The organism is Photobacterium sp. DNB23_23_1, assembly GCF_052873815.1.
This window is the reverse complement of the sequence record NZ_JBNNXT010000013.1, coordinates 101,971-128,606: the sequence shown is the minus strand read 5'-3', so window position 1 is coordinate 128,606 and position 26,636 is coordinate 101,971. Positions and strand designations below refer to the sequence as shown.

The window sequence follows — 26,636 nt, the reverse complement described above, 5'->3', positions numbered from 1 at the left end:
TATCCACGTTCAGTGCTCTATATTCCTAGCCGATATCCATTGAGATATAAGCGCTAGTGCTTAACCGAATGGCATTACTCCAAATCGGAGTGCCTTAATATCTTGCTTTCTTTATTGCGTGTAATGCTTATGCGACGCTTAACATTTTCTGTTGATGTGCAAGGTACTCGTCATAAGTACCTTGGAAGTTAACAAGTTTCTTGTCTTTCACATCAATAATTGACGTGGCAAGAGATGATACAAACTCGCGGTCATGGCTGACAAAAATAAGTGTACCTTCATATTTTTTCAACGCGTTGTTTAGCGCTTCAATAGCTTCCATGTCCATATGGTTTGTTGGTTCATCCATAACAAGCACATTGACGTCTTGCATCATTAATTTACCAAACAGCAGACGGTTCTTCTCACCACCCGAACAATTCTTCGCTTTTTTGTTGGCATCATCAGCGGTGAATAGAAGGCGACCTAAAATACCTCGTACCATCAAGTCGTCATGCTTTGCGGTACGCCACTGTGAAATCCAATCGAAGATACTTAAATCGTTATCGAAATCCGCTGTACTATCCTGTGGGCAGTAACCGATAGAAGCATTTTCAGACCACTTAACAATGCCGTGGTTTTGTTCTAATTCGTTGACTAGGCAGCGAAGGAATGTTGTCTTACCCACGCCATTCTCACCAATTACTGCTAAACGCGTTCCCGCTTCTAGAAGTAAATTACCCTTTTCGAAAAGGAGTTCATCATCAAATGCGTGACCTAAATCTTGTAGCTCAAGTGCTTGGCGGTGCAGCTTCTTGCCTTCACCAAAATCAATAGACGGGCTAATACGGCTTGACGATTTAACTTCATCTAGCTTGATTTTATCCAGCTTCTTCGCACGAGAACTGGCTTGTTTAGCTTTAGATGCATTGGCACCAAAGCGGTTAACGAAATCTTGAAGTTCGCTAATCTCAGCGGCCTTCTTAGCATTTCCTGCAAGCAATTGTTCGCGGATCAAACCTGAGGCCTCAAGGAAGTATTCGTAGTTACCAGGGTAAATACGTAATTCACCGTAGTCGATGTCCGCCATGTGGGTACATACTGAGTTCAAGAAGTGTCGGTCATGTGAAATGATGATCATTGTACACTTACGTTGATTCAGCTCTTCAGCAAGCCAGTTAATCGTATGAATATCCAAGTTGTTGGTTGGCTCATCTAACAACAAGATATCAGGGTTGGCGAAAAGTGCTTGCGCAAGTAACACGCGCAGCTTCCAACCTGGAGCGACCTGCTGCATGAGGCCGAAATGGAATTCTTCTTCGATACCCGCTTGAAGCAAAATGTCGCCAGCACGGCTTTCTGCGGTGTAGCCGTCCATTTCTGCGAACTCACTTTCAAGTTCAGCGACTTTCATGCCATCTTCTTCACTCATCTCTGGTAGTGAGTAAATACGGTCGCGCTCTTTTTTAATCTCCCATAGCTTACGGTCACCCATAATAACGACATCGATTACGTTGTGTTGCTCGAAAGCGAATTGGTCTTGACTCAGTACGCCAAGTTTTAACCCTGGGGTTATAGATACATTGCCAGAGCTTGGCGTTAGTGCGCCACTCAGTATTTTCATGAACGTTGATTTACCACATCCATTGGCTCCGATTAAGCCGTAACGGTTACCGTTACCGAACTTAGCAGAAATGTTTTCAAATAAAGGCTCGGCACCGAATTGCATGGTGATGTTAGCGGTTGAGATCAAAGAAATATTCCTAGGTATAAGATGAGCTAATTGCTTAGTCAGATATGCCAAATCAACAGAAATGAAAGCACGAATTAATAGCTGGCGAATTATACAGATAAATTGAACAAATAACAGATGTGAGAGCTAAGTCACAGAAGGTGTTTGTGTTGGATGAAAAATCAACAGGATGATCTGCTAATTCGCCATTTAATGTTTGGTCAGCTCTAACAAAAACGCTCCTAATTTGGGCTTAATCGAGTAACTCACGCTTGATCACGGTCATTACGCCAGCGTCACGATGGTTAGGGGCTGAAAAGCGTGCGGTTTGTTTCACTTTAGGGTGGGCGTTATCCATGGCGTAAGAGTGATAGCTGGCTTTGAGCATTTCTAGATCATTGAGGTAATCACCAAAACTCATGGTTTGCTCATGGCTAAATCCAAGCGTGTTTTGCAAGTGTTCAATTGCTGCCCCCTTAGAGGCGTAGGCATTCATCACATCGAGCCAGATTTTTGCACTCAACACCACTTGGTGGCTTTGACCAAACTCGCTTTCAAAGCTTGGGAGTACATGCTCTTCAGTGCCGTCAAAATGACAAATGGCGACTTTAATAAAGTCATCATCAACAGCTAACAGGTCGTCGACATACTGACAACGGTGGTAGTACTTAGCGAACTCTTCTAGCGCCTGTGGGTCTTGGGTTTCGATATAAGCCGATTTAGTTCCAGACAAGACGATATTGGTCCCTTCGATGGCACGTGCCTGCTGAATAATCGCCTCAATCGAGGGTTTGTCGATTTCACAACGATACAACTCTTCGCCTTGGTGCATCACCATGGTGCCATTTTCAGCGATAAACGTCATACGATCGCGAATTGGTGCGAAGGTTTCCATCAAGCTGTAATACTGTCGCCCCGATGCGGCAGCGAAAATGATTTCTCGTTGCTCTAATTGTTGGTAAACCGAGTAGAAGTCTTCGGGTAGTTGGCTATTGTGATCGAGCAGAGTCCCGTCCATATCGACGGCAATAAATTTGATGTCTTTACTTGGCATAGTTGACCGTGTAATTGGCAAAAGGTGTGTATCAAGCATAATAAATTACAGCAGTCACCATTCTCTGCAAGTGATTTGCATCAAGCATCGGTATCGAAGAGGTTTTGAAATGAAACTGAAGACCATCAGTATTGGCTTCGATACTCTCTGTGCTCCAAAATGTGTTTTAACAAATGATTATATTCTTCATTGTCATGTTACTGAATCAATTTACGCCATTCTATCCTGTTTAAAAATCGAAATAGCTATCGGTCTCATTAATGGTTATTTACAAAATTCCGAGTCTTAACCCCACCTTAACCATTTCCCTGCTAAAAATAGTCATAATAATGCTTCTACGATAAGGCCTCATCATGCATCTACCCAGCTCGTTAAAACTGCCTCTGTGTCTACTCCTCTCTAGCGCTTTATTGCTCGGTTGTGGTGAGCAAGAAATAGACCAACGACCAGCCCCCGGTCCACCTCATGTTGACGTACTAGATTTAACACCGACAACATTGCGTTTGACTACAGAGCTGCCAGGACGTATTGCGGCTTTCAAACAAGCCGAAGTTAGACCACAAGTGACGGGCATTCTCAAAAGCCGTTTATATAAAGAGGGCTCTCAGGTAGAAGCTGGTGATGTACTTTATGAAATTGACCCAACAATCTATCAATCTAACGTCAATAGCGCACAAGCTCAATTAACAAAGGCACTGGCGAGTGAAAAATCAAGTCGAAAAACCGCGGTTCGTTATCAGGAACTCCTCAAGAAAAAGTTAACCAGCCAAGAGAATTTTGATGCTGCTGATGCTTCTTACAAAGAAGCCCAAGCAGAAGTGGCTATCAGCCAAGCAGAATTGGATTACGCTAATGTTGAGCTGTCTTATACCAAAATCAAAGCCCCTATCTCAGGTCAAGCAGGGCTCTCTATGGTGTCTGAAGGATCGTTATTGACCGCTGAACAATCCTCTTACCTAACGACGATAGTACAAACCTCGAACGTCTATGTAGATATGCAACAATCTTCGCTGGCAATTACTAAAATCAGAAAAGAGTTTGCTAGCTTTACTGATAAGAATGCTGAGATCCCGGTGTCGATCACGCTAGAAGACGGTAGTGCTTATGATGAAGTGGGTCATTTAGAGTTTTCAGACACCCTCGTTTCAGACTCGACAGGTACCGTAACGCTGCGCGCCATTATTCCAAACCCGAACAACCTATTGTTAGGTGGTATGTATGTACGTGCTCATATCTCTATGCCTGAAGCTCGAGACTACCTCGTTGTACCGCAATCGGCCGTGGTAAGAAGCCAGTCTGGAGAACCTTCAGTCTTTGTGGTTAGTCAAGATAATAAAACGGTGAAAAAGCCGGTGGTTATCGGTAATGAAGTTGGCAACGGTTGGGTGGTTAAAGAAGGACTTGTCAGTGGTGAGCAAGTCGTCATCTCCAATATCATCAACATGAAAAATGATATTGCTGTGGTTGTCGATAGCAGCACTGAAAGTACAACTCCCACTACTGTCAGTGAGGAGTAAATCATGTCCTTATCAAATTTTTTTATTAGCAGACCTATTTTTGCTTGGGTGATCTCCATTGTCATTATGCTTTCGGGTATTGCCGCAATCGTTACATTACCCATCGCGCAATACCCAACTATTGCACCACCTGCGGTGACGATATCAACGTCATACCCTGGTGCTTCAGCAAAAACGATTGAAGACAGTGTGACTCAGGTCATCGAACAAGGCATGACCGGGTTAGATAACCTGCTATATATGGCGTCTAAAAGTGATTCTTCTGGTAGCGCTAGTGTCACATTAACGTTTAGTGCAGACACCGATCCCGATATCGCTCAGGTGCAAGTTCAAAATAGCTTACAGCAAGTCAGTAACCGCCTACCGACAGCGGTACAAAATCAGGGGACCTCTGTGACCAAGAGTACGTCAGGTTTTATGTCGGTGACCAACCTATATTCTCCTGACGGCAGCATGAGTGCGGGTGATATTCAAGATTACGCAAACTCAAGCATCAAAGATATCCTGAGCCGTGTAAACGGTGTGGGAGATGTAACCATTTTCGGCCCATCCTATGCGATGCGTATCTGGTTAGATCCTGCCAAATTAAACAGCTATAGCTTAACGCCTGTCGACGTATCTAATGCTGTATCAGTTCAAAATAGCCAAGTGACAGTTGGACAATTGGGCGGAACGCCAGCCATTGATTCTCAGTTAATTAATGCCAGTATCACCGCACAAAGCCTGTTAACCAGCGTTGAAGAGTTTGAGAATATCTTAATTAAAGTCGATAGTGACGGCTCTCAGGTTAAGCTCAAAGACGTAGCGCGAGTAGAGTTAGCCAGTGAAGAGTCCTCAAGTATACCGGCCTATATGGGTAAAGACGCCTCAGGTATTGCTATCACCCTTGCAACAGGCGCGAACTCGTTAGATACACAAAATGCGGTTGATGCAAAACTTGAACAACTATCCAAAGGTTTTCCTGATGGGCTCGCATTGGTTAAAACAACCGATAACAACTTGTTTATCCGATTATCCATCAGTGAAGTGGTCAAAACCCTCTTTGAAGCGGTTGGGCTTGTCTTTATCGTGATGTTGCTGTTTTTGCAAAATATACGCGCTACCTTGATTCCAACCATCGCCGTGCCAGTTGTATTGCTTGGTACCTTTGGTGTTATGGCAATACTGGGGTTCTCGATCAATACACTCACTATGTTCGGTTTGGTATTGGCTATCGGTTTGTTGGTTGATGACGCCATCGTTGTGGTGGAAAACGTTGAGCGTTTGATGCATGAAGAGAACCTATCTCCTCTTGAAGCAACCAAAAAATCAATGGGACAAATTACCAGCGCCTTAATCGGTATTACAATGGTGTTGTCGGTTGTATTTATTCCTATGGCCTTTATGTCTGGCTCAACGGGCGTTATCTACCAACAATTCTCTTTGACAATTGTCTCGGCAATGGTGCTATCCGTTATCGTGGCATTGATCCTTACTCCGGTACTGTGTGCAACGCTTCTACAGCCTGTCGATAAAGAGTCGAATAACAAGTTTTTTGCACTGTTTAACCGAGGGTTCGACAAGCTATCAACCCAATACCGAGGGTCAGTTAAACACACTTTACAACGTCCATTACGCTTCGTTTTTGTTTACCTAATGCTTTTTGCAGGCACGGCTTATCTATACAACGTGCTGCCAAGTTCATTTTTGCCAAATGAAGACCAAGGTGACTTCATGGTGATGGTGACCACACCAACGGGGACCACATTACAAAAGACACAAGAAGTGATGTTGGATATCAAAGATTATTTTGAAGAGAACGAATCACACACTGTCGACCACGTGTTTACCGTGTCTGGATTCAACTTTTCAGGCTCTGGACAAAACGCAGCGATGGCGTTCATCGGCATGAAGGATTGGTCAGAAAGGACTGAACCTGGAACCGATGTGGATTCCATTATCGGCCGTGTTATGGGCGAGTTTTCAAACTACAAACATGCACAGATCTTTGCTTTTAGTAGCCCAGCGATCCGAGAGCTTGGTACTTCAACTGGCTTTAACTTCTACCTAGAAGACGTCGGTGCAGTCGGTCATGACAAGCTGATTGAGATAAGAAACCAGCTACTTGGTGCAGCGGCACAAAGTCCATTATTGCAAAGTACACGTCCAAATGGCCTTGAGGATACCGCGCAACTGTTCCTTGATGTCGACTATGAAAAAGCCAAAGTGCTCGGTTTAGAAATTGATGACATCAACCAATCATTGTCAATTGCTTGGGCATCATCATACGTGAATGACTTTATCGACCGTGGCCGCTCAAAGAAGGTTTACATTCAAGCTGATGCAGAATATCGCATGACACCAGAAGACCTGAACTTATGGTTTGTGCGTAACAACAACGGTGAGATGGTGCCTATCTCAGCTTTCAGCACTTATCACTGGGGCCAGGGCTCTCCACAATTACAACGTTATAACGGTAATCCTGCAGTGGAAATCGTCGGTGAAGCCGCCTCTGGTTACAGTACTGGTGAAGCGATGGATGAAATCGATAGATTGGCCGCAGAGATTTCAAACGATGTACAGGTGAGCTGGACGGGAATGTCCTATCAAGAGATCGAAGCTGGCAACCAAGCGCCAATTCTGTACGCAATCTCTATCTTGATGGTTTTCCTCTGCTTAGCCGCTTTGTATGAAAGCTGGAGTATTCCAATTGCGATTATTCTGGTGGTTCCATTAGGGATACTCGGCGCACTGGCTGCGATCATGCTACGAGGGCTAGAGAACGATGTTTACTTCCAAGTGGGCGTGTTAACCACCATAGGTTTAACTGCTAAAAACGCAATTCTGATTGTTGAGTTTGCGAAAGAGCTTTATGAAAAAGGTGTCAATATTATTGATGCAACGGTACAAGCGTGTGAGATGCGTCTGCGCCCAATCATTATGACGTCACTGGCGTTTGGACTTGGTGTATTGCCTTTGGTTCTTAGTACGGGAGCGGGTGCCAATGCACGAAACGCTATTGGTACGTCAGTATTGGGCGGCATGATAGGGGCAACTCTATTGGTGATTTACTTCGCGCCGCTATTTTTTGTGTTGATCTGCAAACTGTTCAAATCAGATGACAAAGCAGCAATAGCAAACAACGCCGAACAGCCAAACTGAGTACTAACAAAATGAGGAGATGGTGAGCCTAGGAGTGGCTCATCATTACTCGCTGATAACTTTCAAAGGATAGAAAATGACGAACGTTCTTGTTAAGTCCTAATATAACTGCGTAATGGATGCTGACTGTTCTTGTTTTAGCACCCAGTTTACGAATGTTTGTGCGGCTGGATCGGTACAGTGATCAGCTATCGAGAGAAAATAGGCTTTATCGTTAAAATCAATTAATTTAGTCAGAGCAACCAACTGGCCGGCTTCCAATAGCTCGTCAACATGCCAGTCCCATACGAGGGCAATTCCAGCATCATTGATGGCCGCCTGTATCACGGCAACTTGGTCTGTCATGCAAATCGCATCATGGGGTATACGGTATTCTAGCCCTGTTTTTTCAGCCCAAGTTTGCCAACCCTCCCAGAATTCAAGCTCATCTTTTAGCATGACAAGGGGGAAATCAAACACTGTTGATATATCAATATGTCCGCCATGTTTTTCGAGAAAACCTGGGCTACATACGAGTAATACCCGTTCATGAAATAGCAGATAGTTATTTTGTTTTTGCGAGTGTATCGGGGAGTAGAAGAACGCGACATCATAGCTATCATCAGTTGCTACTTGACGCTCATTGTTCACGTTAATATTTAATAGAACATCAGGGTGCTCTTGGCGAAATTGGTCTAATCGAGGCAATAACCAAAAGTGCAAAAAACAGGGGCCGACTTCAATATCTAAAGCAGGAACGTTCGCAGCTTCATCCATGATGAGCGTCTCTTCTGCAAGTATTGTTAGAGCCTCTGTTACTCGGTCTAAATACCGGCGCCCTTCGTCAGAAAGGCGCACACCTTGGGTAGAACGGATAAACAGCTCTGTACTCAGCAGCGACTCTAGCTGTTTGATCTGTTTACTGACCGCTGTAGGTGTCACGCAAAGCTCATCTGCAGCTTTGGTTAAACTCCCCAGTCTCGCCGCCGCTTCAAACATAATTAGGCTGTTAGTGGAGGGTATTAACTTGGCGTTTATGGACATCGTCTTACTTGTGTGAACTTAAAGTTAACACCATAGTAACTAAATACTGATTTACTGACAAACATCACGTTATAACATAGAAGGTTCTGTGTTTATGTTACAAGGATGATAATGAAGACCGTACAAGAGATCCATCACGACTGGCTTACCCTTCCTGATGGCACACGGCTCGCTTACCGAGCTTGGATGCCTGCAAATGTTGCTGCTAACCCTGTTCCCGCTATATTAGAGTTTCTTCCCTACCGTAAAAATGATGGCACCATCATCCGCGATGAGATAACGATGCCGGAAACGGCTGCACATGGTTATGCGTGTATTCGTGTCGACCTTCGAGGTTGTGGTGAATCAGAAGGCCTGTTTGAGGATGAATACTCCCAGCAGGAGCTTAAAGACGGTTGCGATGTGATTGACTGGATTGCCAAGCAGGATTGGTGCGATGGGAATGTCGGCATGGTCGGGATATCTTGGGGAGGGTTTAATTCTCTACAGATAGCAGCACTTAAGCCTCCTGCACTGAAAGCCATTATTACCCAGTGCTCAACGGATGATCGTTTTAGGGATGACATTCACTTTGCTGGTGGTTGTCTGCTCAATGACAATATGGATTGGGCCGCTTTCTTCTGGGCCTATGCATTAGGCCGCTCTCCAGATGCTAAATTGGTCGGCGATGAGTGGAAAAATATCTGGCTTGATAGGCTCGATAAGATGCCATTTTTGGCTAAACCTTGGCTGACGGAACAAACACGTTCTGATTACTGGAAACATGGTTCAGTTTGTGAGGACTACTCAGACATTGAAATACCTGTCTATGCGATGGGGGGCTGGGCTGATGGGTATCGCAATACTGTCTTTTCTTTACTGAGTCATCTGTCAGGACCAAAGAAAGGTCTCGTTGGGCCATGGGCACATAAATACCCGAACATTGCTTACCCAAACCCGAAAATGGATTACGTTGCCGAATCTGTCCGGTGGTGGGATCGCTGGTTGAAAGGGATTGAAAATGGCATAGAGACTGAACCAGAGTTGCATTATTATCTGCAAGAGAGTGTATTGCCACAAACCGATTATGAACATCGAGCAGGGTCTTGGGTCAGTGAGCCAACATGGCCATCCCGCAACACCCATTATAAAAAGTGGTACCTCTCCGATAAAGGGTTGTCAGACTCAGTTTTAGACAGTGACCCTTTGAGTATCCGATCACCACAAACGGTTGGCTTAGATGGTGGCCGTTTCTGTGTTGGTATTCGAATGGATATGGAAAACCCCGCCGATCAACGTATTGATGATGCTGGCTCACTGGTTTTTGATTCCGATACACTAACAGAAGATCTGCCGATAGCCGGGCAGGTAATGGCGCATTTATCCTTATCCAGTGATAAACCTCAGGCTTATGTTATTGTAAGGATCTCTGATGTGCATCCAATGGGCGAGGTTACTCGGATAACGCATGGCCTGCTGAACTTGTCTCACCGCAATAGTCACGAGTTCCCTGAATCGCTGGTTGCTGGTGAAATTTACGATGTGGATGTCGCGTTAAATCATATGGCTTATGTCGTGCCAAAAGGCCATAAAGTAAGGATTGCCATATCGACGTCATACTGGCCTCTGATATGGCCATGTGCGGAAAATGCAACGCTGACGCTACAACCCTCGCAATGTTCAGTGAGTCTTCCGCTGAATCTACAGCCGACGATGTCAGATCTTGTCCCTCGTTATGACAAGCCAGTGGCGTTTGATGGTCAAGTAATGCGAGCGCCAAGCAGCAAACGTATCGTTCATCGGGACTATAAAACTGGAGTGAGTACCCTAGAGACCAAAGAAGATTTTGGGCGTCAGTTTATCACTTCATCACAGAGTGAAATTGATTTTACCATTGAGCAAGCGTTATCGATTCACCAACAAGATCCCTTAAGTGCGCAAAACGACATTCACTTATGTGTGGATATGGGGCGTGATGGCTGGCGTACTGCAATAGAAGCGCATTATGTAATGACGTGCGACGTAAATCACTTTTACATTCAGGCACAATGGAAAGCCTGTTGTGATGGGGAAGTGATTTTCGAAAGAAGCTTTGATGAAGCCATCAAGCGCAACTTCATGTAATTGATGTTCAAGGATGAGCAAATGATTAAAAATATTCGACCTCTGGTCTTTTTTCCGACCTTCTTGATACTAATGGCAGCATTAGTATTTAGCTTGGTTGACTTGGCGGGTTTTACCGCGGCTACTCAAGCGTTAAACAACAGTATCTTGCAGCATTTTTCTTGGCTATTCAGCCTAGGGAGCTTCTACCTGCTGATGCTTATTGTGGTCACTTATTTCTCTAAGTTGGGTAATATTCGTATTGGGGGCGAGTCGAGTACTCCACGTATTAATAAAAAACGCTGGTTTATGATTGTACTCTGCACCACATTAGCGGTGGGTGTACTGTTCTGGACGACTGCCGAGCCTATTTACCATATTTATGGGCCGCCGGAGAGCTTGGGTATCGAGCCTGGCAGCGCCAATGCGACATTGTTTGCCATTTCAGCGATGTTCTTGCACTGGGGCCCGACGCCATACGCCATTTATTGTGTTCCTGCGCTTATTTTTGCGCTTGCATTTTATAACCTGAAGCTTCCTTTTTCGATTTCCAGCTCATTGCGTCCGGTGTTTGGCCGTTATCTGACGCCGCAAGTTTGTGATGTGGTTGATGCTCTCGCACTGTATTCCCTGGTGGTGGGTATGGCTTCATCGCTGGGCACTGGTGCGCTGACCTTGGTTGGTGGGGTAAGTCAGTTTATCGATATAGAGCGTAATATGTTTACGCTTGGCATCTTTATTGCCATCATCGTCGGTACCTTCATTTTTTCGGCGGCCAGTGGGTTGATCAAGGGGATTGCCCGTATGTCACAGGCGAACTTTTGGATGTTGATTGCGCTGTTTATTTTTGTACTTGTTGTTGGCCCAACCACTTACATTTTGGCGCTTGGTGTTGAAGGTCTAGGCGAGTTTATTCAATCTTTCTTTCGTTTGAGCCTGTTTACTGGTCAAGCCGCCAATGATCCATGGCCCCAATGGTGGAGTGTGTTTTATTGGGCGGTTTGGTTTGCATGGGCACCTATCACTGCAATGTTCCTCGGCAAGATTGCCCGTGGTTATACGGTGAAAGAGTTCATTCAGGTTAACTTGATCTATCCAAGCTTGTTCATCATGGTTTGGGTATCGGTGTTTTCCAGTACCGCCATCTATATGGATGCGCAAAGTAATGGTGGGTTATATACCGTTCTTAATGAGCAGGGGATTGAACAACTGCTCTATCATATTATGGGGCAGTTGCCTTTCAGCGGAATAACGTCATTCTTTTTGATCCTGATTGCGTTTATTTCATATGTAACAGCAGCGGACTCTAGCACTGATGCCATCGGTGATTTATGTACTAAAGATTTCGATTCTGAGTCTGATGAGCGCACCTCACTGCCGATCAAAATTCTTTGGGGGGGCGTTATTGGCTTAGTCGCTTGGATCATGGTGAGCACGGTTGGTATTAATGGGGTGAAACAACTGTCGAACCTTGGCGGGCTACCCGCAACAGTCATTATTCTAGCTTGTAGCCTGACATTAATACGTTGGTTGCGAAAGCCTGAACTACTGACTGACGTTCACCCAAACGAGATAACTCAGTCACTTGAAAGCAATAATGCGGGTGGAGAACCGGTATACGAGAAGCTATAACCATAAGAGCACATCGCCCATATAGGGCGATGTGCTTGAATGATATCCCAGTTGTTACGTTTATCGCTATTTACTCACAGAAATGACTATCTGTCGTATTGAAAGGCTTATCGACACGGTGGCCTGCTTAATCGAATGCTTAATGGAGACTTTTCTGAGGGTATTCATATATCCCAATACCACTGGGTTACTAAAGTCAGTAAACCTACAGCCTCTCGCTATTTGACCATGTTGGTACACCAGGGTTATACCAACCTACATAAATATTTGATCAGTCTTGCAGGTTAAAATCGCTGTTCTCTGCGTTAGATATTTTGTAATTAGAGCCACTAGTTACTGCAATATCTGCCTTGATAACAACGATTTTTCCAGTGCAAGTACTTGATCAACTACTTATCCAGATTGGTATTATTTAGTGAAATCTGGGGCAGGACGTAGCATGTGATGAAAACTATTTTAGTTACAATAATCTTAATTGGGGATGAGGGGCATTAGAATGCGGTGTTTATGGGGCATTTACTTTTGTAGCGTTGAATTTATTACTTATCTAAATTGATATGAATAATATGATTGGCGAGGGGAGATATATTTAATTTGTTGGGTAAGGTATTTTTCTGGCTAATCTATCTATCCCGCCTTCTGCCGTGAAAAATAATTCAAATTCGAGCATGATTCCCGGGTTAACTTTATATTGGTACTCATCCTGAAAGTCTAACTCGGGTGTGACTGTCATATAGAGCCAATCACTATAAAGGCGATGTTTCCATGCTACTGATACCCATGAGTTGGTAATGGAATAATTTGGCCGAGAATCAGCACTAATACCAATTGAATATTGCAATAAGTCATCTTGACCTATTCTGTCAAATATTTCGGCCTGTTGTACAAACTCCCAATTATCATCATTGTCCAAATACTGTGCTGATGAGCTTAGTTTGAGAATAGTGCTGGGATCTTCAGGTGTAGAGAAGTAAAAATTCAAGGAGGTAAGGGCGCCAGGCCCTTTGGAATCGTAGTAAAAGACTTCTTGTTTAATCCTACTGGTCCATTTGTGGCTGAGTCTATCAATACGTCTGAGATCTGCACGAGCAAATGGATCAAGCGGAAGTTTTATCTTTAAACCAAGGTCAAGGTTTGTCCGCCAATTTCCCCATTGTTGACCTTGTAATTGCACACCACCGACAGCGCCAGATAAACTACTGTTTGAGCTATTTGATATACCACGTTGTTTATCTTCCAGTCTGTCAAAGTCATCCGGATCGGTGTCGAGGATAAGTTTCCAGTTTTTTTCAGTATGGGGTAAGTCGAGTTTCAATTTTACGCTGGCATCCAAATCCGCATAGTCACGGTGTGTATACCGACCTTTAAATTTTAAGCGTAAGTAGCTGCGATTAGTGATGGGTAGCTCTTCATCTTTTTTAGCCATGTAATGATCGATAGTGCTGCTGTAATCATGGATAGTATCAGAGATTTCATCTTGGGTTTCATCAATCCAATCTTGGAAACTATCTTCATCATTTATATCGGAATACAGCCTGTCATAATAGATATCATAGGGCTCTTCTCTTACTTCTGTTGCCATACCAGATGAAGAATGAATAAGTAGGAAGGTTAGGGCTAATCTAATTGATACCGCTTTGAGTATGAAATCAAAGCAAGTTAAATTACGCCACATTTTTGCTCTCCCATAACGACATGGACAATAGTAACCCATTGATATATTGACAAGTATAGACGAGTAACCAATGAATACATACAAAGTGGGTATATTTATGAAAATGAGATCTGATTCTAAAAAATTAAAACAAAAAATACCGAAATAATTTTATGTGCAATGTTCAATTTAAAACTTATGCAACTAAAACAGATGTTTACTACATGGAATAATTTGTTACACATGAAATTCCCGCTAATGAAAAATATTTTCCTCATCAACTACACTTATGATGTCTAGATTGATTAACACTCGTGGTTGAGTATTTGGAGAGACTAATGGATAGTGTTGACTTAGAAGGGATCAAAAGGGATGTTTCACACAAAGTAATCGATATTTTCGAATCATTTGAGGAGGAAAACAATTGTTTACCGACGTTGGAAGAATTTAGGCTGCTTTTCAATAATGAAGCAGATCAATTTATTGGACCTGCAGACACGCTTAACGTGAAGCCGGGTAGTGTCATGCACTCAAGGCTACAAGAGCGAGAGCAAAAAATGTGGCGTGCAGTAAACGAACTGGAGGCGGAGCAACGTTTCCTTCGTTCAGAAACTTACTAATTAATACTCAAGCCTTCGGGCATAATACAGCGGCGTAAGAAAAGACGTTACGAGTATCGGACGTAGTTCATGGTGAGTTAGTGGTAATTACTTTTTCTCGGGTAGTTACCACTTTTTTTTATATTTATGTAGGTTGGTATTACTGAAGGTATTTAGCTTTGAGCGCTAAAGATACATTCGAGCGTGGTGATATATTGAGTGCCTGGCAAATCATCCATCCCGCTTCAGCTAACGTGTTCAGGTTAATACCGGTCTCTATGCCCAATTGGTGACATAGATAGACAACATCTTCGGTGGCGACATTGCCACTCGCACCGGGTGCATATGGGCATCCTCCTAACCCTGCAACACTGGCATCAATCGTGTTAATTCCCATAGATAAAGCTTGGTAGATATTGGGTAAAGCCTGGCCCCATGTATTATGGAAATGCACGGCTATTTGATGGCTAGGGATGCGGCTAATAACAGTGTCTAACAGGTGTGCGACTTTCAACGGTGTGCCGGTACCTATGGTGTCTCCAAAAGAAACTTGATAACAGCCCATATCAATCAGCGTTTCAGCAACGTGCATCACTTGGTTTACGTCTGTGGCGCCGTCATAGGGGCAATCAATAACACAAGAGAGATAGCCTCTTACCGGTATATTGTGGAGAAGCGCTAAAGCCATCACAGGTTCAAAACGTTGAAGACTCTCGCTGATAGAACAATTGATATTGTGTTGGCTGAAACCTTCAGACGCTGAGCCAAATATAGCCACTTCATTGGCTTGTGCACTTAATGCCATTTCAAAACCTTGAATATTGGGGGTAAGTGCGGAATAGGTGATAGTTTGATTTCGTTCGATGGCACGCATCACATTTAAAGAATCGGCCATTTGTGGAACCCGCTTGGCTGAGACAAATGACCCCGCTTCAATATGACTAAGCCCGGATTGTGACAGTAAGTTGATGAAATCGACTTTGGTTTGCGTTGGTAGGGCCGTTTCGTTTTGCAAGCCGTCACGAGCACCTACTTCATATACAGTCACTGAGGTCGGAAAGTCACTGGAATTATCTGGTCGTCTAATCATGTTCTGTCATCCAGTTAGGTTTACGTTTTTCTAAAAATGCGTTCAAGCCTTCTTGTCCTTCAGGTGAAACACGCAATTTTGCAATGATCTGACTGGTTTTTTTTCTTAGTGATGAATCAATGGTCCCAGACTCACACATATGGCAAAGGACCTTAGCTTCTCGAACGGCATTAGGGCTGTTCTTTGCTAAATGACGAATAAAATGCTGAAGATGTTCATCGAAAGATTGAGTGGTTGGAACCATTGTATGGATGAGGTTGAGTTCTTTGGCGAGTTCGGCACTGATAAGTTCTGCTGTGAGCATATAACGCCTTGCCTGCCGTGGGCCCATAGCTCGGCAAACATACGGGCTAATGGTTGCAGGTGCTAGCCCAAGTTTGACTTCACTTAGACAAAATTGGCAGTCTTGAGAGGCTATAGCGATATCGCAACAGCAAATCAAGCCAAGCGCGCCGCCGAAAGCTGCTCCCTGAACCACGGCTATGGTAGGGACTGGGAAGGTGTCTAGCTGGTGGAGTAACTCGGCAAGTTTTTCGGCATCCTTTATGTTTTCTTCCATGCTGTAGTCAGCGAGAGATTGCATCCAATTGAGATCAGCCCCAGCACTAAAATGACTGCCATTTGCTCTTAGGACCATAACTCTTATTTTTGAATCGGCCCGGGAAAGCTGCAGTATATTGAGCAGAATCGCAATGCAGCGACTGTCGAAGGCATTTTTTTTATCTGGCCGGTTGAGTGTAATCGTTGCAATGCCTCTACTATCGATATTGAATAGCACGTCTTTGCTTTCAATGTTTAGATTGCTGTTACCATGCTCCGTGGTGATCCGATTCATGTCGCTACCTCATTTGATTGCTCATGTCGTACCTCACATTCGAAATATACCAAACGTACTGGCAGTTTTCGGTGCCCTTTGGCAAGCATGCAGCGCTGTGCCGACAATATGTCTCGTGTCACGGGGATCGATGATGCCATCATCCCAAAGTCGTGCGCTGGCATAGTAGGGTGAGCCTTGCTCTTCGTACAAATCACGAATAGGTTGCTTGAAGGCATCTTCCTCTTCGGCTGACCACTGTTCACCCTGTTGTTTTTTGTTCTCACGATTTACTTGGGCTAATACACCGGCGGCTTGCTCACCACCCATTACCGAGATGCGCGCGTTGGGCCACATCCACATCATTGTTGGGCTGTATGCGCGGCCACACATTCCGTAATTTCCCGCTCCGTAAGAGCCGCCAATAATGACGGTAAATTTAGGTACATCAGCACAAGCAACGGCCATCACCATTTTGGCGCCATGTTTGGCAATCCCTTCCGACTCGCATTTTTTTCCGACCATAAAGCCGGTAATGTTTTGCAGGAACAAAAGAGGAATGTTTCTTTTGCAGCATAATTCAATGAAGTGCGCCCCTTTTTGGGCTGACTCGGAAAATAAAATGCCGTTGTTGGCAACGATACCTACCTGTTGACCGTAGATTTTTGCAAAGCCACATACCAGTGTAGACCCATAAAGCGCTTTAAATTCATCAAACTCAGAATTGTCTACAACCCGGGCAATGACTTCTCGAATGTTGAACGGTGTGCGTAAATCGGTGCCGACAATGCCAAATAACTCCTCTGCAGGGTAATGAGGAGCCGGCGAGTTATGGTTTAAGGGTGCAAATGGTAGAAGGGCACAACTTTCTACGGCTTGTCTTGCTAATTCAATGGCATGTTGTTCATCATTGGCAAAATAGTCAGCCACACCTGATGTTTTGCAATGAACATAAGCTCCACCTAGTTCTTCCGCTGTGACTACTTCACCTGTGGCTGCTTTAACAAGAGGGGGGCCAGCTAAGAAAATGGTTCCTTGTTCTTTGATGATAATAGAGACATCAGCCATGGCCGGAACATAGGCACCACCGGCCGTGCAGGAGCCCATCACCACCGCAATTTGCGGGATCCCTTTGGCTGACATTCTGGCTTGGTTATAAAAAATACGGCCGAAATGATCCCGGTCTGGAAACACATCGGCTTGATGGGGAAGGTTGGCTCCACCTGAGTCGACAAGATAAATGCAGGGTAGGTGGCAACGCTCGGCGATCTCTTGTGCCCGAAGGTGCTTCTTTACAGTTAGTGGGTAGTAGGTGCCGCCTTTAACGGATGGGTCGTTGGCAACGATCATGCATTCAATCCCTTCTACCCGCCCGATACCTGCCACAACCCCCGCGCAGGGGATAGATTCAGTGTAAACATCCCAAGCCGCAAATTGGCCTATTTCAAGAAATTCACTGTCATGATCGAGTAGGGCTTGGATTCTGGTTCTTACCGGTTGTTTGCCTTTCTCTTGTTGCTTTTTATGTGATTTGGCTCCGCCACCGAGCTTGATGGTTTCAACATATGTCTGCAGCTGGTCGACAATAGCGGCCATATTTTGGTAGTTCTTAGCGTAAAAATTATCGTCTCGATTGACTGAAGACTTGAGTATCGCCATCGTCTGTCCCTATTTGGATTCTTCAAAAAGCTCACGGCCGATCAACATTCTGCGTATTTCTGATGTTCCTGCGCCGATTTCGTAGAGCTTGGCATCACGCAATAAACGTCCGGCAGGAAATTCGTTGATATAACCATTTCCGCCCAATAGCTGAATAGCATCTAACGCGACTTGGGTGGCTATTTCTGCTGAATATAAAATGACACCAGCTGCATCTTTGCGGGTGGCTTCACCCCGATCACAGGCCTTGGCAACGGTATAGACATAGGCACGTGCAGCATTGGTGCGGGTATACATGTCAGCGACTTTGGCTTGGACGAGTTGGAACTCACCAATAGATCGGCCGAACTGCTTTCGGTCATGAACATAAGGCACAACGAGGTCTATACTGGCTCTCATGATCCCCAATGGCCCGGCAGCTAAAACAACCCGTTCATAGTCCAGGCCACTCATGAGAACTTGCACGCCTTGGTTTAGCTCTCCCAGCAAGTTAGCGGTCGGTACAACGCAATCAGTAAATACAAGTTCACAGGTATTGGAGCCGCGCATGCCGAGTTTATCGAGTTTCTGAGCATGGCTAAAACCGGGGAATTGCTTTTCAACAATAAATGCGGAAATGCCATGTGAACCTTTGTCGGGGGCCGTTTTAGCATACACAATCACTGTGTCGGCATCAGGACCATTGGTGATCCACATCTTGCTGCCGTTAAGCAGATAATGATCGCCTTGTTTCTTCGCTTTGAGTTGCATGCTGACAACATCCGATCCCGCATTCGGTTCACTCATAGCCAGTGCACCGACATGCTCACCACTAACCAGCTTGGGCAGATATTTGGCTTTTTGCTCCTCCGTACCATGGCGATAGATTTGGTTGACACAGAGGTTGGAATGAGCGCCATAGCTTAGGCCGACAGAAGCGGATGCACGGCTGATTTCTTCCATGGCGACAACATGGGCGAGGTAGCCCATATCAGCACCGCCATATTCTTCGCTGACGGTGACTCCCAACAGGCCCATTTCCCCCATCAATGGCCATAAGTGATTGGGAAACTGATTATTTCTATCTATATCTGCAGCGAGAGGCAGGATAGCTTGCTCAGCAAAACCATTGACTTGCTCACGAAGCATATCAATGGTCTCTCCTAGGCCATAATTTAAAGGGGTGAAGCTGTCTTTCATAAGCGCTCCATGGGTCCATTAGACAAAGTGAAGTGAGGTTAGGGCTCTGGTTGATTATCTGAAGCCTGAATATTCAAAGCCTGTTGGCATTTATTTTTGGCGATTTGCAGTTCGGTCATAACGACATTGATGTCTTCAAGCTGACGCTCGAGTGCGGCTTGTTTAGTATCAATGATGATCAGCATTTTATTGAGCTGCGATGAGCTTTGATTCGTGTCGTACAGATCGAAAAGTTCACGGATTTCGGCCAATGAAAACCCGAGCCTTTTGCCGCGTAAGATTAGCTTGAGCCTGATTTTATCTCGGCGATAGTAAACACGGGTGCTGCCTTGTCTTTTGGGCTGCAGTAACCCTACATCCTCATAGAACCGAATGCTTCGGGTGGTGATGTCAAACTCTTTGGCCATTTCACTTATTTTGAACGTTTCCACCTTGCTTTGCCCCCCAACGTGACCGTACAACAATGGTTAGGTCATGGCTTTAATGCTGCAATGTGTACCGGGTTTGTTTCTTAACGTTTACGTAAATGTTAGTGCTATGCTTACGTAAACGTCAAGAAATCGCCTGCAGAGATAAAGCACACCAAGAGGGCTTTGTTATGAGTAAGGAAGTGTGGGTCATCGCGGCAAATCGAACACCTATCGGTAGTTTTCAAGGGGAGCTATCGTCACTGAGTGCTTCCGAATTGGGTAGTGTCGCCATTAAAGGCGCATTACAGCATTCCGGTCTTTCGGCAGAAATAATTGATGAAGTATTGATGGGGCATGTGCTGCTGGCTGGCTGTGGTCAAGCCCCTGCCAGGCAGGCTGCGTTAAAAGCCGGTATACCAGAAAACATTGGTTGTACCACCATTAATAAAGTCTGTGGTTCTGGCATGAAGAGTGTAATGCTGGGCCATGATGCTATTTTAGCTGGCACCGATCAGACGGTGGTGGCTGGCGGGATGGAGAGCATGAGTAATGCGCCATACCTGCAAAGTAAAATACGTTCGGGCCTTCGTTTAGGTCATAGTACCTTGCACGATCATATGTTCCTTGATGGCCTACAGGATGCTTATGAAGGGGACTTAATGGGTGTCTATGCCCAGAAAGTTGCCGACGAACGCCATTATACGCGTCAAAGCATGGATAAGTGGGCAGTTAAGTCAGTAGAGCGCGCGCTGATTGCTCAAGAACAAGGTTGGTTTGATAGTGAAATTATACCGGTTAAAGTGGCAAACCCTAAGGGTGACGTTGTTGTTAGCCGAGATGAACACCCGAACGAAATCAACCTAACGAAACTACCGGTACTCCGCTCTGCATTTGTCGAGGGAGGCACTGTTACCGCGGGGAATTCCAGCTCAATATCAGATGGGGCTGCGGCTCTCGTTTTAATGGAAGGCAGTCTTGCTAGACAGCAAGGTCACAAGCCATTAGCGATTATATCGGCTCATTCCTGCCATGCCCGTCAACCGGCAGAATTTACGGTTGCTCCTGTTTACGCTATTCGCCAGTTGCTAGACAAACTTGCGTGGTCGCCAGAGCAAGTAGATAGCTGGGAAATTAACGAGGCTTTTGCCGTTGTAACGCAAATAGCGACGAAAGAATTAGGAATCGATCCCGAACGTGTTAATCCTGATGGTGGAGCATGCGCACTGGGGCACCCTATAGGTGCTAGCGGGGCAAGAATTATCGTGACATTAATACATCGTCTTAACCGGTTACACCAAAGTATCGGCCGCCCTGTTCGCGGTATTGCCGCCTGCTGTATTGGTGGGGGGGAAGCCACAGCCATAGCAATTGAAGTGGGTACCACTGAATAAGCGAGGATCGGATATGAACGATACAAGTCCTATTTTTTCTGTGCCGCTATTCATTGATGGAGAATTTAAAGATTCGGCTGCTAAGCAATGGATTGAGGTGACAAACCCTGCAACGAATGCGGTGATTGCCAGTGTCCCCTGTGCGATCTTACCAGAATTGGAAGCGGCCATTGCTAGTGCCGCAGCAACTTTCGATCATTGGCGGGAAGTCCCGGTTCCAGAGCGTGCACGTTTAATGCTTTCGTATCAGCAAATATTGAAAGATCACCATGATGAGTTGGCCGAATTACTTTCGAGTGAAACAGGAAAGAACTTTGCTGATGCTAAAGGCGATGTCTGGCGTGGCATTGAGGTCGTTGAGCAAGCCGCCAATATTGCGAGCTTGATGATGGGGGAAACGGTAGAAAATGTCGCCACTGACATAGACAGTTATTCTCTGATTCAGCCGCTTGGTGTGTGTTGCGGTATTACCCCCTTTAACTTTCCGGCGATGATCCCTTTATGGATGTTTCCAATGGCGATCGCTGCCGGCAATACTTTTGTTCTTAAACCTTCCGAACAAGTACCACTGACCGCAATGCGTTTGGCTGAATTGTTTGAACAAGCTGGAGCGCCGAAAGGGGTACTACAGATAGTTCATGGCGGTAAAGAACAGGTGGATTATCTGTTGGCCCACCCGGAGATCCGCACCATTTCTTTTGTTGGCTCAGTGCCAGTGGCGAAGCATATTTACCAAACAGGGACCCACAATTTAAAACGTGTTCAAGCGTTTGCAGGGGCTAAGAACCATATGGTTGTCATGCCTGATGCCAATATGGGGCAAGTTGTGAATCACCTTGTGGGCTCATCGGTTGGTGCAGCAGGCCAGCGATGTATGGCGATATCAGTGGCGGTGTTGGTGGGCAATGCAAGCAAGATTATTCCAGAGCTCAGAACGGCGATGGAAAAAGTGAAACCGGGGCCGTCAGATGACAGTAACGCCGCTTATGGTCCACTGATAAGCCCTGCCGCTAAACAGCGGGTGTTGCAATTGATTGAGCAAGGCAAACAGCAAGGCGCAATCTGTGAGGTCGATGGCTCAAATTGCACCGTTGAGGGATATCCGGACGGCAATTGGTTGGGGCCTACCTTGTTTAGTGGTGCAACCACTGATATGGCGATTTATCAGCAGGAGATCTTTGGCCCGGTATTGGTATGCATTGCCGTTGATACGCTTGATGAGGCGATCGCTCTTATCAATAACAACCCATATGGCAATGGTACATCTATCTTCACAGCGTGCGGAGCGGCAGCAAGGAAATTCCAACATCGTATTCAAGTTGGGCAAGTTGGGGTCAATGTGCCGATACCCGTCCCGCTACCTTTTTTCTCTTTTACCGGATGGCGTGGCAGTTTTTACGGCGATTTACATGCATATGGTAAGCAAGCGGTAAGGTTTTATACCGAAACCAAAACCGTAACGGCTCGTTGGTTTGATGAAGATATTCCCGATGGGCCGAATATGACCATATATCTGCGCTAAATGTTCGATAGACCTTTAATAAGGAGCTGGTATGGATTTCTTTTTGACAGAAGACCAACGCGCCTTTGCGGATGCCGCGACTCAGTTTGCGAAAGACAAGCTTGCCCCTAATGCTGCCGATTGGGATGAAAAGCAATTATTTCCTAAAGATGTATTGAAAGAAGCGGGTGAAATGGGCTTTTTGAGCCTGTATGTCCCGGAGCAGCAAGGAGGCTTGGGGCTACCTAGGCTTGATGCCTCTATTATTTTTGAACAATTGGCAATGGGTTGCACGTCAACAACCGCGTATATGACTATTCACAATATGGTTGCCTGGATGATAGCAAGCTTTGCTACTGATGACACCAAGGCGCTATTTTGCTCTCAGTTGAACAGTGGCGAGAGCCTTGGTTCTTATTGTTTAACGGAAGCTAATGCCGGTTCTGATGCTGCATCGTTGACAACGACCGCTATAAAACAAGGCGATGAATACATTATCAGCGGGGCGAAGGCTTTTATTTCAGGTGCCGGTGATACAGATGTTTTGGTCGTGATGGCAAGAACTGAACCAAGCCTCAAGGGGGCTTCGGGGATATCAGCCTTTGTGGTGCCAGCGGCTGCAAACGGGATCAGTTATGGCCGAAAAGAGCCTAAAATGGGGTGGAATAGTCAGCCGACCAGAGCAGTTACATTCGATGATGTACGTATACCTTCAAGTTACTTACTGGGAAACGAAGGGGACGGATTTAAGTTTGCCATGAAGGGGTTAGATGGCGGTCGGATAAATATTGCCACATGCTCGTTAGGTACAGCGCAACAAGCGTTGGAAATGGCGAGGCAATATGTTGATGAACGTAAGCAATTTGGAAAAAAACTGGCGGATTTCCAATCCGTTCAATTTAAGCTTGCTGATATGACCACAGAATTGATCGCTGCAAGGCAATTGGTTCGCTATGCCGCTTTTCAATTGGATCAACAAGCGCCAGAAGCAACGGCGTATTGTGCAATGGCGAAGCGGTTTGCAACCGATATAGGCTTTAAAGTCTGTGATGAGGCACTGCAGTTATATGGTGGCTATGGTTACATCAAAGAGTATCCGTTAGAGCGTTATTTTCGCGATGTCAGAGTCCATCAAATTCTAGAGGGTACCAATGAAATCATGCGGTTGATCATTGCCAGGCGGGTTCTCAGTGAAGGCAGTCGTCTGCTGTAACCATTATTTACTAGAGGGGAACCTCATGTCACAAACCAATGCCATTGAAGTCACTTTGGATGGTCACACCGCAGTGTTGACCATGAATAACCCTCCGGCCAACACCTGGACAGAAAGCAGTTTAAAACTCCTGCGCAATATCGTACTCAAACTCAATGAAGATAAAAGTGTCTATGCACTGGTGATTACTGGGCAAGGAGATAAATTCTTCTCGGCTGGGGCCGATTTGAACTTGTTCGCCGATGGCGATAAAGCGGTTGCTCTTGGCATGGCACACGCATTTGGTGAAGCCTTTGAGACGCTCAGTCAGTTTCGAGGTGTATCGATTGCCGCCATCAATGGATACGCAATGGGCGGTGGTTTAGAAGTTGCGCTGGCGTGCGATATTCGTATCGCAGAAGCGCATGCTAGTTTGGCATTGCCCGAGGCAAAAGTTGGGTTGTTACCTTGTGCTGGCGGTACTCAGAACCTGACTTGGTTGGTTGGGGAAGGGTGGGCCAAACGGATCATACTATGCGGCGAAAGGGTGACGGCGTCACAAGCGTTAGATATTGGTCTTGTTGAGCACGTCGTCGCTTCAGGACAATCATTGGAAAATGCAAAACAGTTGGCAAGTGAGGTTGCTAATCAATCGCCTTCATCAGTCGCAGCGTGTAAAGCCTTGATACAAAACTGCCGTCATTCGCCTTTGAACCACGGTCTGATCAGGGAACGCGAGTTATTTATGAAGCTGTTTGATACCGAAGATCAAACCGAAGGGGTTAATGCTTTTTTAGAAAAGCGCCGCCCAGAATGGAAAAATCGCTAAGAAGTTTGGGGCTGATCGTAATCGCTAATTTAAGGGGGAAGAGATGTCAGGCTTGGTCAATATCAGTGAACTAGATTGTGGCGGTGGGTTGAAATTCGGGATTGCAGAATTAAACAATCCTGACTCTTTGAATGCTTTGACCTACGAAATGCTGGTGGTGCTTAATGAAGCGATGAAGCATTGGCAAGATGATCACCATATTGTCGGTGTGGTGATCCACGGTGTTGGGGAGAAAGCCTTCTGCGCCGGAGGAGATGTCAGGGCAATGTATCAGGTCATGCATGAGACAGTCTCCTCAGAGTCCTCTGATAGTACCTGCCAAGCGATGGGTTACTTAACCGATTATTTCACCATTGAGTATGAAACCGATTATCTCATTCATACATACTCCAAGCCTGTTATTGTGTGGGGGCAGGGAATTGTCATGGGCGGCGGCATTGGGCTGTATATTGGTGCAAGCCACCGTATAACAACGCCGACGACAAAGCTAGCAATGCCGGAAATCAGTATTGGTTTGTACCCTGATGTTGGTGGTACATGGTTTCTTAATCATTTGCCACAAGGTGTTGGCCTGTTTCTCGGGTTAACCGGAGCGACTGTCAATGCAACAGATGCCCTTGCGTTATCTATGACTGAGCATATTTTGCTGCCCCAGCAAAAAACATTGATGTTTGAGAAGTTTCAGCAAGTTAATTGGGATGATGTCGAACCCTACCAGGGCGTCACTGAGCTATTGGATAGCTTGGGCAATGATGCAAAATATACCCACCCACAAAATGTGCTGTTACCCCATCTGCAAGCCATTCAAACGGCTTGCCAATATGGCTCGTTGCAAGAGGTGTATGAGCAAATCCAAGCCATGGCCGAGCCTGTAGATGAAAGCGAAGGTCAATGGCTACGAAGGGCGAAGCAAACGTTAAGAGAAGGTAGCCCAATTACCGCCCATATCTGCTATCGCCAGTTAACTCAATTCCACTACGAATCGCTAGCCGATTGCTTTCGCTTAGAGCTTACCCTGTCTGTTCGCTGCGGTGAACTGGGGGAGTTCTATGAAGGTGTAAAAGCGCGGTTGATAGAGAAAACCAACAAGCCAAAGTGGCTATTTTCAGATATAGCCAGTGTGGATCAAACTGTGATCGACACGTTATTTACCCCGCTGTGGGCAGACAATGAACATCCCTTGCAAATGTTGGGGCTCACCGACTTACACGAAGGAGATTAGTGATGAACATTGCTTTTATCGGTCTCGGTAACATGGGTCACCCGATGGTAATTAACTTGCTTAAAGCCGGTTGCCATGTCTCTGTTTATGATATCAATACAGCGGCTGCACAAGCTTTAAAACCAGAGGGAGCAACGGTTGCGAGTTCAATGGATGAATGTGTAAAAGGTGCCGAAACAGTGATGACGATGTTGCCAGCGGGAGAGCATGTTAGGACCGTGTATCTTGGTGATCATCAGGGTGGTGTGGGGTTGCTTAAAATGATTGACGCTGGCACCTTCCTCATCGACTCGTCAACTATCGATCCTGCTTCAGCAAAGCTGGTCGCACAGAAAGCGCATTTGCAAGGCTTTGAATTTGTTGATGCCCCTGTGTCAGGTGGTGTAGCTGGTGCGCAAGCTGGCACGCTGACATTTATTGTGGGTGGTACCGAGGCGGGGTTTAAACAAGCGCAAGCGGTCTTGCAGCATGTGGGTAAGAATATTTTTCATGCCGGCAAAGCCGGTGATGGCCAAATGGCGAAGATCTGCAACAACCTCATGTTAGGAATTCTCATGTCCGGCACGTGTGAGGCGCTGAGCTTGGGCATGGACAATGGCTTGGATCCCAAAGTGCTGTCGGAAATCATGCTGCAAAGTTCAGGACGTAATTGGGCGCTGGAGCTCTATAACCCATGTCCAGGAATTATGGAAAAAGCACCCGCATCAAACCAGTATCAACCCGGCTTTATGGCCAAGTTAATGTTGAAAGATTTAGGGCTTGGGTTGGAAGCGGCAACGAATAGCCAGTCACCGATCCCTATGGGGACGCTTGCCCGTAACTTATATGCTTTCCATAACGTTGAAGGGAATGAACTTCGGGATTTCTCAAGCTTGTTTGAGTTTTACCGCAAGCAATCTAAATAACCAATATGGCCTGAGCGATATTATTGTTGGG

At 45.6% G+C, this 26,636-nt stretch carries 20 protein-coding genes; 11 read left to right on the top strand and 9 right to left on the bottom strand.

Annotation, left to right across the window (positions count from 1 at the left end; genetic code table 11):
- Positions 1–127: 127 nt before the first annotated feature.
- On the bottom strand, positions 128–1,732 hold the full coding sequence (locus ACVA53_RS10865) for an ABC-F family ATPase (RefSeq protein WP_107347422.1): 1,605 nt from the start codon (positions 1,730–1,732) through the stop codon (positions 128–130).
- A gap of 232 nt (positions 1,733–1,964) precedes the next feature.
- A complete protein-coding gene (locus ACVA53_RS10860; RefSeq protein WP_255044426.1) occupies positions 1,965–2,765 on the bottom strand; it encodes a Cof-type HAD-IIB family hydrolase in 801 nt (266 codons plus the stop codon).
- Positions 2,766–3,118: 353 nt separating this feature from the next.
- On the opposite strand from ACVA53_RS10860, the gene ACVA53_RS10855 reads away from it, so the two are divergent.
- Both ACVA53_RS10855 and ACVA53_RS10850 read left to right on the top strand, forming a co-directional pair.
- Entirely contained in the window at positions 3,119–4,282 is a 1,164-nt protein-coding gene (locus ACVA53_RS10855) for an efflux RND transporter periplasmic adaptor subunit (protein WP_255044427.1), read from the top strand.
- A 3-nt stretch (positions 4,283–4,285) separates the two neighbouring features.
- Positions 4,286–7,423, top strand: a complete 3,138-nt coding sequence (locus ACVA53_RS10850; protein ID WP_446505098.1) for an efflux RND transporter permease subunit — start codon at positions 4,286–4,288, stop codon at positions 7,421–7,423.
- Positions 7,424–7,522: 99 nt separating this feature from the next.
- Here ACVA53_RS10850 and ACVA53_RS10845 read toward each other — a convergent pair whose 3' ends face one another.
- The gene (locus ACVA53_RS10845; protein WP_255044429.1) at positions 7,523–8,401 is read right to left on the bottom strand and encodes a LysR substrate-binding domain-containing protein; all 879 of its coding nucleotides are present in this window, start codon (positions 8,399–8,401) and stop codon (positions 7,523–7,525) included.
- A gap of 156 nt (positions 8,402–8,557) precedes the next feature.
- Here ACVA53_RS10845 and ACVA53_RS10840 point away from each other — a divergent pair, with 156 nt between their 5' ends.
- Positions 8,558–10,549 (top strand): CocE/NonD family hydrolase, encoded by a 1,992-nt coding sequence (locus ACVA53_RS10840; protein ID WP_255044430.1) that lies wholly within the window; start codon positions 8,558–8,560, stop codon positions 10,547–10,549.
- A gap of 21 nt (positions 10,550–10,570) precedes the next feature.
- Positions 10,571–12,160: a BCCT family transporter gene (locus tag ACVA53_RS10835; protein WP_446505097.1), complete on the top strand. Its 1,590-nt coding sequence runs from the start codon at positions 10,571–10,573 to the stop codon at positions 12,158–12,160.
- A gap of 589 nt (positions 12,161–12,749) precedes the next feature.
- On the opposite strand, the gene ACVA53_RS10830 is transcribed toward ACVA53_RS10835, so the two are convergent.
- Positions 12,750–13,835 (bottom strand): hypothetical protein, encoded by a 1,086-nt coding sequence (locus ACVA53_RS10830; RefSeq protein WP_255043721.1) that lies wholly within the window; start codon positions 13,833–13,835, stop codon positions 12,750–12,752.
- A 317-nt stretch (positions 13,836–14,152) separates the two neighbouring features.
- On the opposite strand from ACVA53_RS10830, the gene ACVA53_RS10825 reads away from it, so the two are divergent.
- Positions 14,153–14,434 (top strand): hypothetical protein, encoded by a 282-nt coding sequence (locus ACVA53_RS10825; protein ID WP_255043720.1) that lies wholly within the window; start codon positions 14,153–14,155, stop codon positions 14,432–14,434.
- 139 nt (positions 14,435–14,573) lie between these two features.
- Here the strand turns inward: ACVA53_RS10825 and ACVA53_RS10820 are convergent, their stop codons facing one another.
- The 5 genes from ACVA53_RS10820 to ACVA53_RS10800 are packed head-to-tail and all read right to left on the bottom strand — an operon-like array spanning position 14,574 to position 19,586.
- The gene (locus ACVA53_RS10820; RefSeq protein WP_255043719.1) at positions 14,574–15,503 is read right to left on the bottom strand and encodes a hydroxymethylglutaryl-CoA lyase; all 930 of its coding nucleotides are present in this window, start codon (positions 15,501–15,503) and stop codon (positions 14,574–14,576) included.
- Positions 15,496–16,338, bottom strand: a complete 843-nt coding sequence (locus ACVA53_RS10815) for an enoyl-CoA hydratase-related protein (RefSeq protein ID WP_255043718.1) — start codon at positions 16,336–16,338, stop codon at positions 15,496–15,498. The genes ACVA53_RS10820 and ACVA53_RS10815 overlap by 8 nt, the downstream gene beginning before the upstream one ends.
- Before the next feature lie 33 nt (positions 16,339–16,371).
- Positions 16,372–17,976 (bottom strand): carboxyl transferase domain-containing protein, encoded by a 1,605-nt coding sequence (locus tag ACVA53_RS10810; protein WP_255043717.1) that lies wholly within the window; start codon positions 17,974–17,976, stop codon positions 16,372–16,374.
- A 9-nt stretch (positions 17,977–17,985) separates the two neighbouring features.
- Entirely contained in the window at positions 17,986–19,155 is a 1,170-nt protein-coding gene (locus ACVA53_RS10805; RefSeq protein WP_446505096.1) for an isovaleryl-CoA dehydrogenase, read from the bottom strand.
- Between the two features lie 38 nt (positions 19,156–19,193).
- Positions 19,194–19,586 (bottom strand): MerR family transcriptional regulator, encoded by a 393-nt coding sequence (locus ACVA53_RS10800; RefSeq protein ID WP_255043715.1) that lies wholly within the window; start codon positions 19,584–19,586, stop codon positions 19,194–19,196.
- 167 nt (positions 19,587–19,753) lie between these two features.
- Here ACVA53_RS10800 and ACVA53_RS10795 point away from each other — a divergent pair, with 167 nt between their 5' ends.
- Genes ACVA53_RS10795 through mmsB form a run of 6 tightly spaced genes read left to right on the top strand, consistent with a single transcriptional unit; the run spans position 19,754 to position 26,605 of the window.
- Positions 19,754–20,956 (top strand): thiolase family protein, encoded by a 1,203-nt coding sequence (locus tag ACVA53_RS10795; protein ID WP_255043714.1) that lies wholly within the window; start codon positions 19,754–19,756, stop codon positions 20,954–20,956.
- Between the two features lie 13 nt (positions 20,957–20,969).
- Entirely contained in the window at positions 20,970–22,478 is a 1,509-nt protein-coding gene (locus ACVA53_RS10790; protein WP_255043713.1) for a CoA-acylating methylmalonate-semialdehyde dehydrogenase, read from the top strand.
- A gap of 31 nt (positions 22,479–22,509) precedes the next feature.
- Positions 22,510–23,670, top strand: a complete 1,161-nt coding sequence (locus ACVA53_RS10785) for an acyl-CoA dehydrogenase family protein (protein WP_255043712.1) — start codon at positions 22,510–22,512, stop codon at positions 23,668–23,670.
- A gap of 25 nt (positions 23,671–23,695) precedes the next feature.
- Positions 23,696–24,478: an enoyl-CoA hydratase gene (locus ACVA53_RS10780; RefSeq protein WP_255043711.1), complete on the top strand. Its 783-nt coding sequence runs from the start codon at positions 23,696–23,698 to the stop codon at positions 24,476–24,478.
- Between the two features lie 43 nt (positions 24,479–24,521).
- The gene (locus ACVA53_RS10775; protein ID WP_255043709.1) at positions 24,522–25,700 is read left to right on the top strand and encodes an enoyl-CoA hydratase/isomerase family protein; all 1,179 of its coding nucleotides are present in this window, start codon (positions 24,522–24,524) and stop codon (positions 25,698–25,700) included.
- Positions 25,700–26,605, top strand: a complete 906-nt coding sequence (gene mmsB / locus ACVA53_RS10770) for a 3-hydroxyisobutyrate dehydrogenase (protein ID WP_446505095.1) — start codon at positions 25,700–25,702, stop codon at positions 26,603–26,605. The genes ACVA53_RS10775 and mmsB overlap by 1 nt, the downstream gene beginning before the upstream one ends.
- The last annotated feature ends 31 nt before the right edge of the window (positions 26,606–26,636 follow it).

Excerpts from the sequence above, each read along its gene's own strand:
- ACVA53_RS10845 (WP_255044429.1), bottom strand. The coding sequence starts at position 8,401 with ATGTTTGAAGCGGCGGCGAGACTGGGGAGTTTAACCAAAGCTGCAGAT.
- ACVA53_RS10840 (WP_255044430.1), top strand. The coding sequence starts at position 8,558 with ATGAAGACCGTACAAGAGATCCATCACGACTGGCTTACCCTTCCTGAT.
- ACVA53_RS10805 (WP_446505096.1), bottom strand. The coding sequence starts at position 19,155 with ATGAAAGACAGCTTCACCCCTTTAAATTATGGCCTAGGAGAGACCATT.
- ACVA53_RS10830 (WP_255043721.1), bottom strand. The coding sequence starts at position 13,835 with ATGTGGCGTAATTTAACTTGCTTTGATTTCATACTCAAAGCGGTATCA.
- ACVA53_RS10790 (WP_255043713.1), top strand. The coding sequence starts at position 20,970 with ATGAACGATACAAGTCCTATTTTTTCTGTGCCGCTATTCATTGATGGA.
- ACVA53_RS10850 (WP_446505098.1), top strand. The coding sequence starts at position 4,286 with ATGTCCTTATCAAATTTTTTTATTAGCAGACCTATTTTTGCTTGGGTG.
- ACVA53_RS10785 (WP_255043712.1), top strand. The coding sequence starts at position 22,510 with ATGGATTTCTTTTTGACAGAAGACCAACGCGCCTTTGCGGATGCCGCG.
- ACVA53_RS10810 (WP_255043717.1), bottom strand. The coding sequence starts at position 17,976 with ATGGCGATACTCAAGTCTTCAGTCAATCGAGACGATAATTTTTACGCT.
- ACVA53_RS10780 (WP_255043711.1), top strand. The coding sequence starts at position 23,696 with ATGTCACAAACCAATGCCATTGAAGTCACTTTGGATGGTCACACCGCA.
- ACVA53_RS10795 (WP_255043714.1), top strand. The coding sequence starts at position 19,754 with ATGAGTAAGGAAGTGTGGGTCATCGCGGCAAATCGAACACCTATCGGT.
- ACVA53_RS10860 (WP_255044426.1), bottom strand. The coding sequence starts at position 2,765 with ATGCCAAGTAAAGACATCAAATTTATTGCCGTCGATATGGACGGGACT.
- ACVA53_RS10825 (WP_255043720.1), top strand. The coding sequence starts at position 14,153 with ATGGATAGTGTTGACTTAGAAGGGATCAAAAGGGATGTTTCACACAAA.
- ACVA53_RS10835 (WP_446505097.1), top strand. The coding sequence starts at position 10,571 with ATGATTAAAAATATTCGACCTCTGGTCTTTTTTCCGACCTTCTTGATA.
- ACVA53_RS10775 (WP_255043709.1), top strand. The coding sequence starts at position 24,522 with ATGTCAGGCTTGGTCAATATCAGTGAACTAGATTGTGGCGGTGGGTTG.
- ACVA53_RS10855 (WP_255044427.1), top strand. The coding sequence starts at position 3,119 with ATGCATCTACCCAGCTCGTTAAAACTGCCTCTGTGTCTACTCCTCTCT.
- ACVA53_RS10815 (WP_255043718.1), bottom strand. The coding sequence starts at position 16,338 with ATGAATCGGATCACCACGGAGCATGGTAACAGCAATCTAAACATTGAA.
- ACVA53_RS10820 (WP_255043719.1), bottom strand. The coding sequence starts at position 15,503 with ATGATTAGACGACCAGATAATTCCAGTGACTTTCCGACCTCAGTGACT.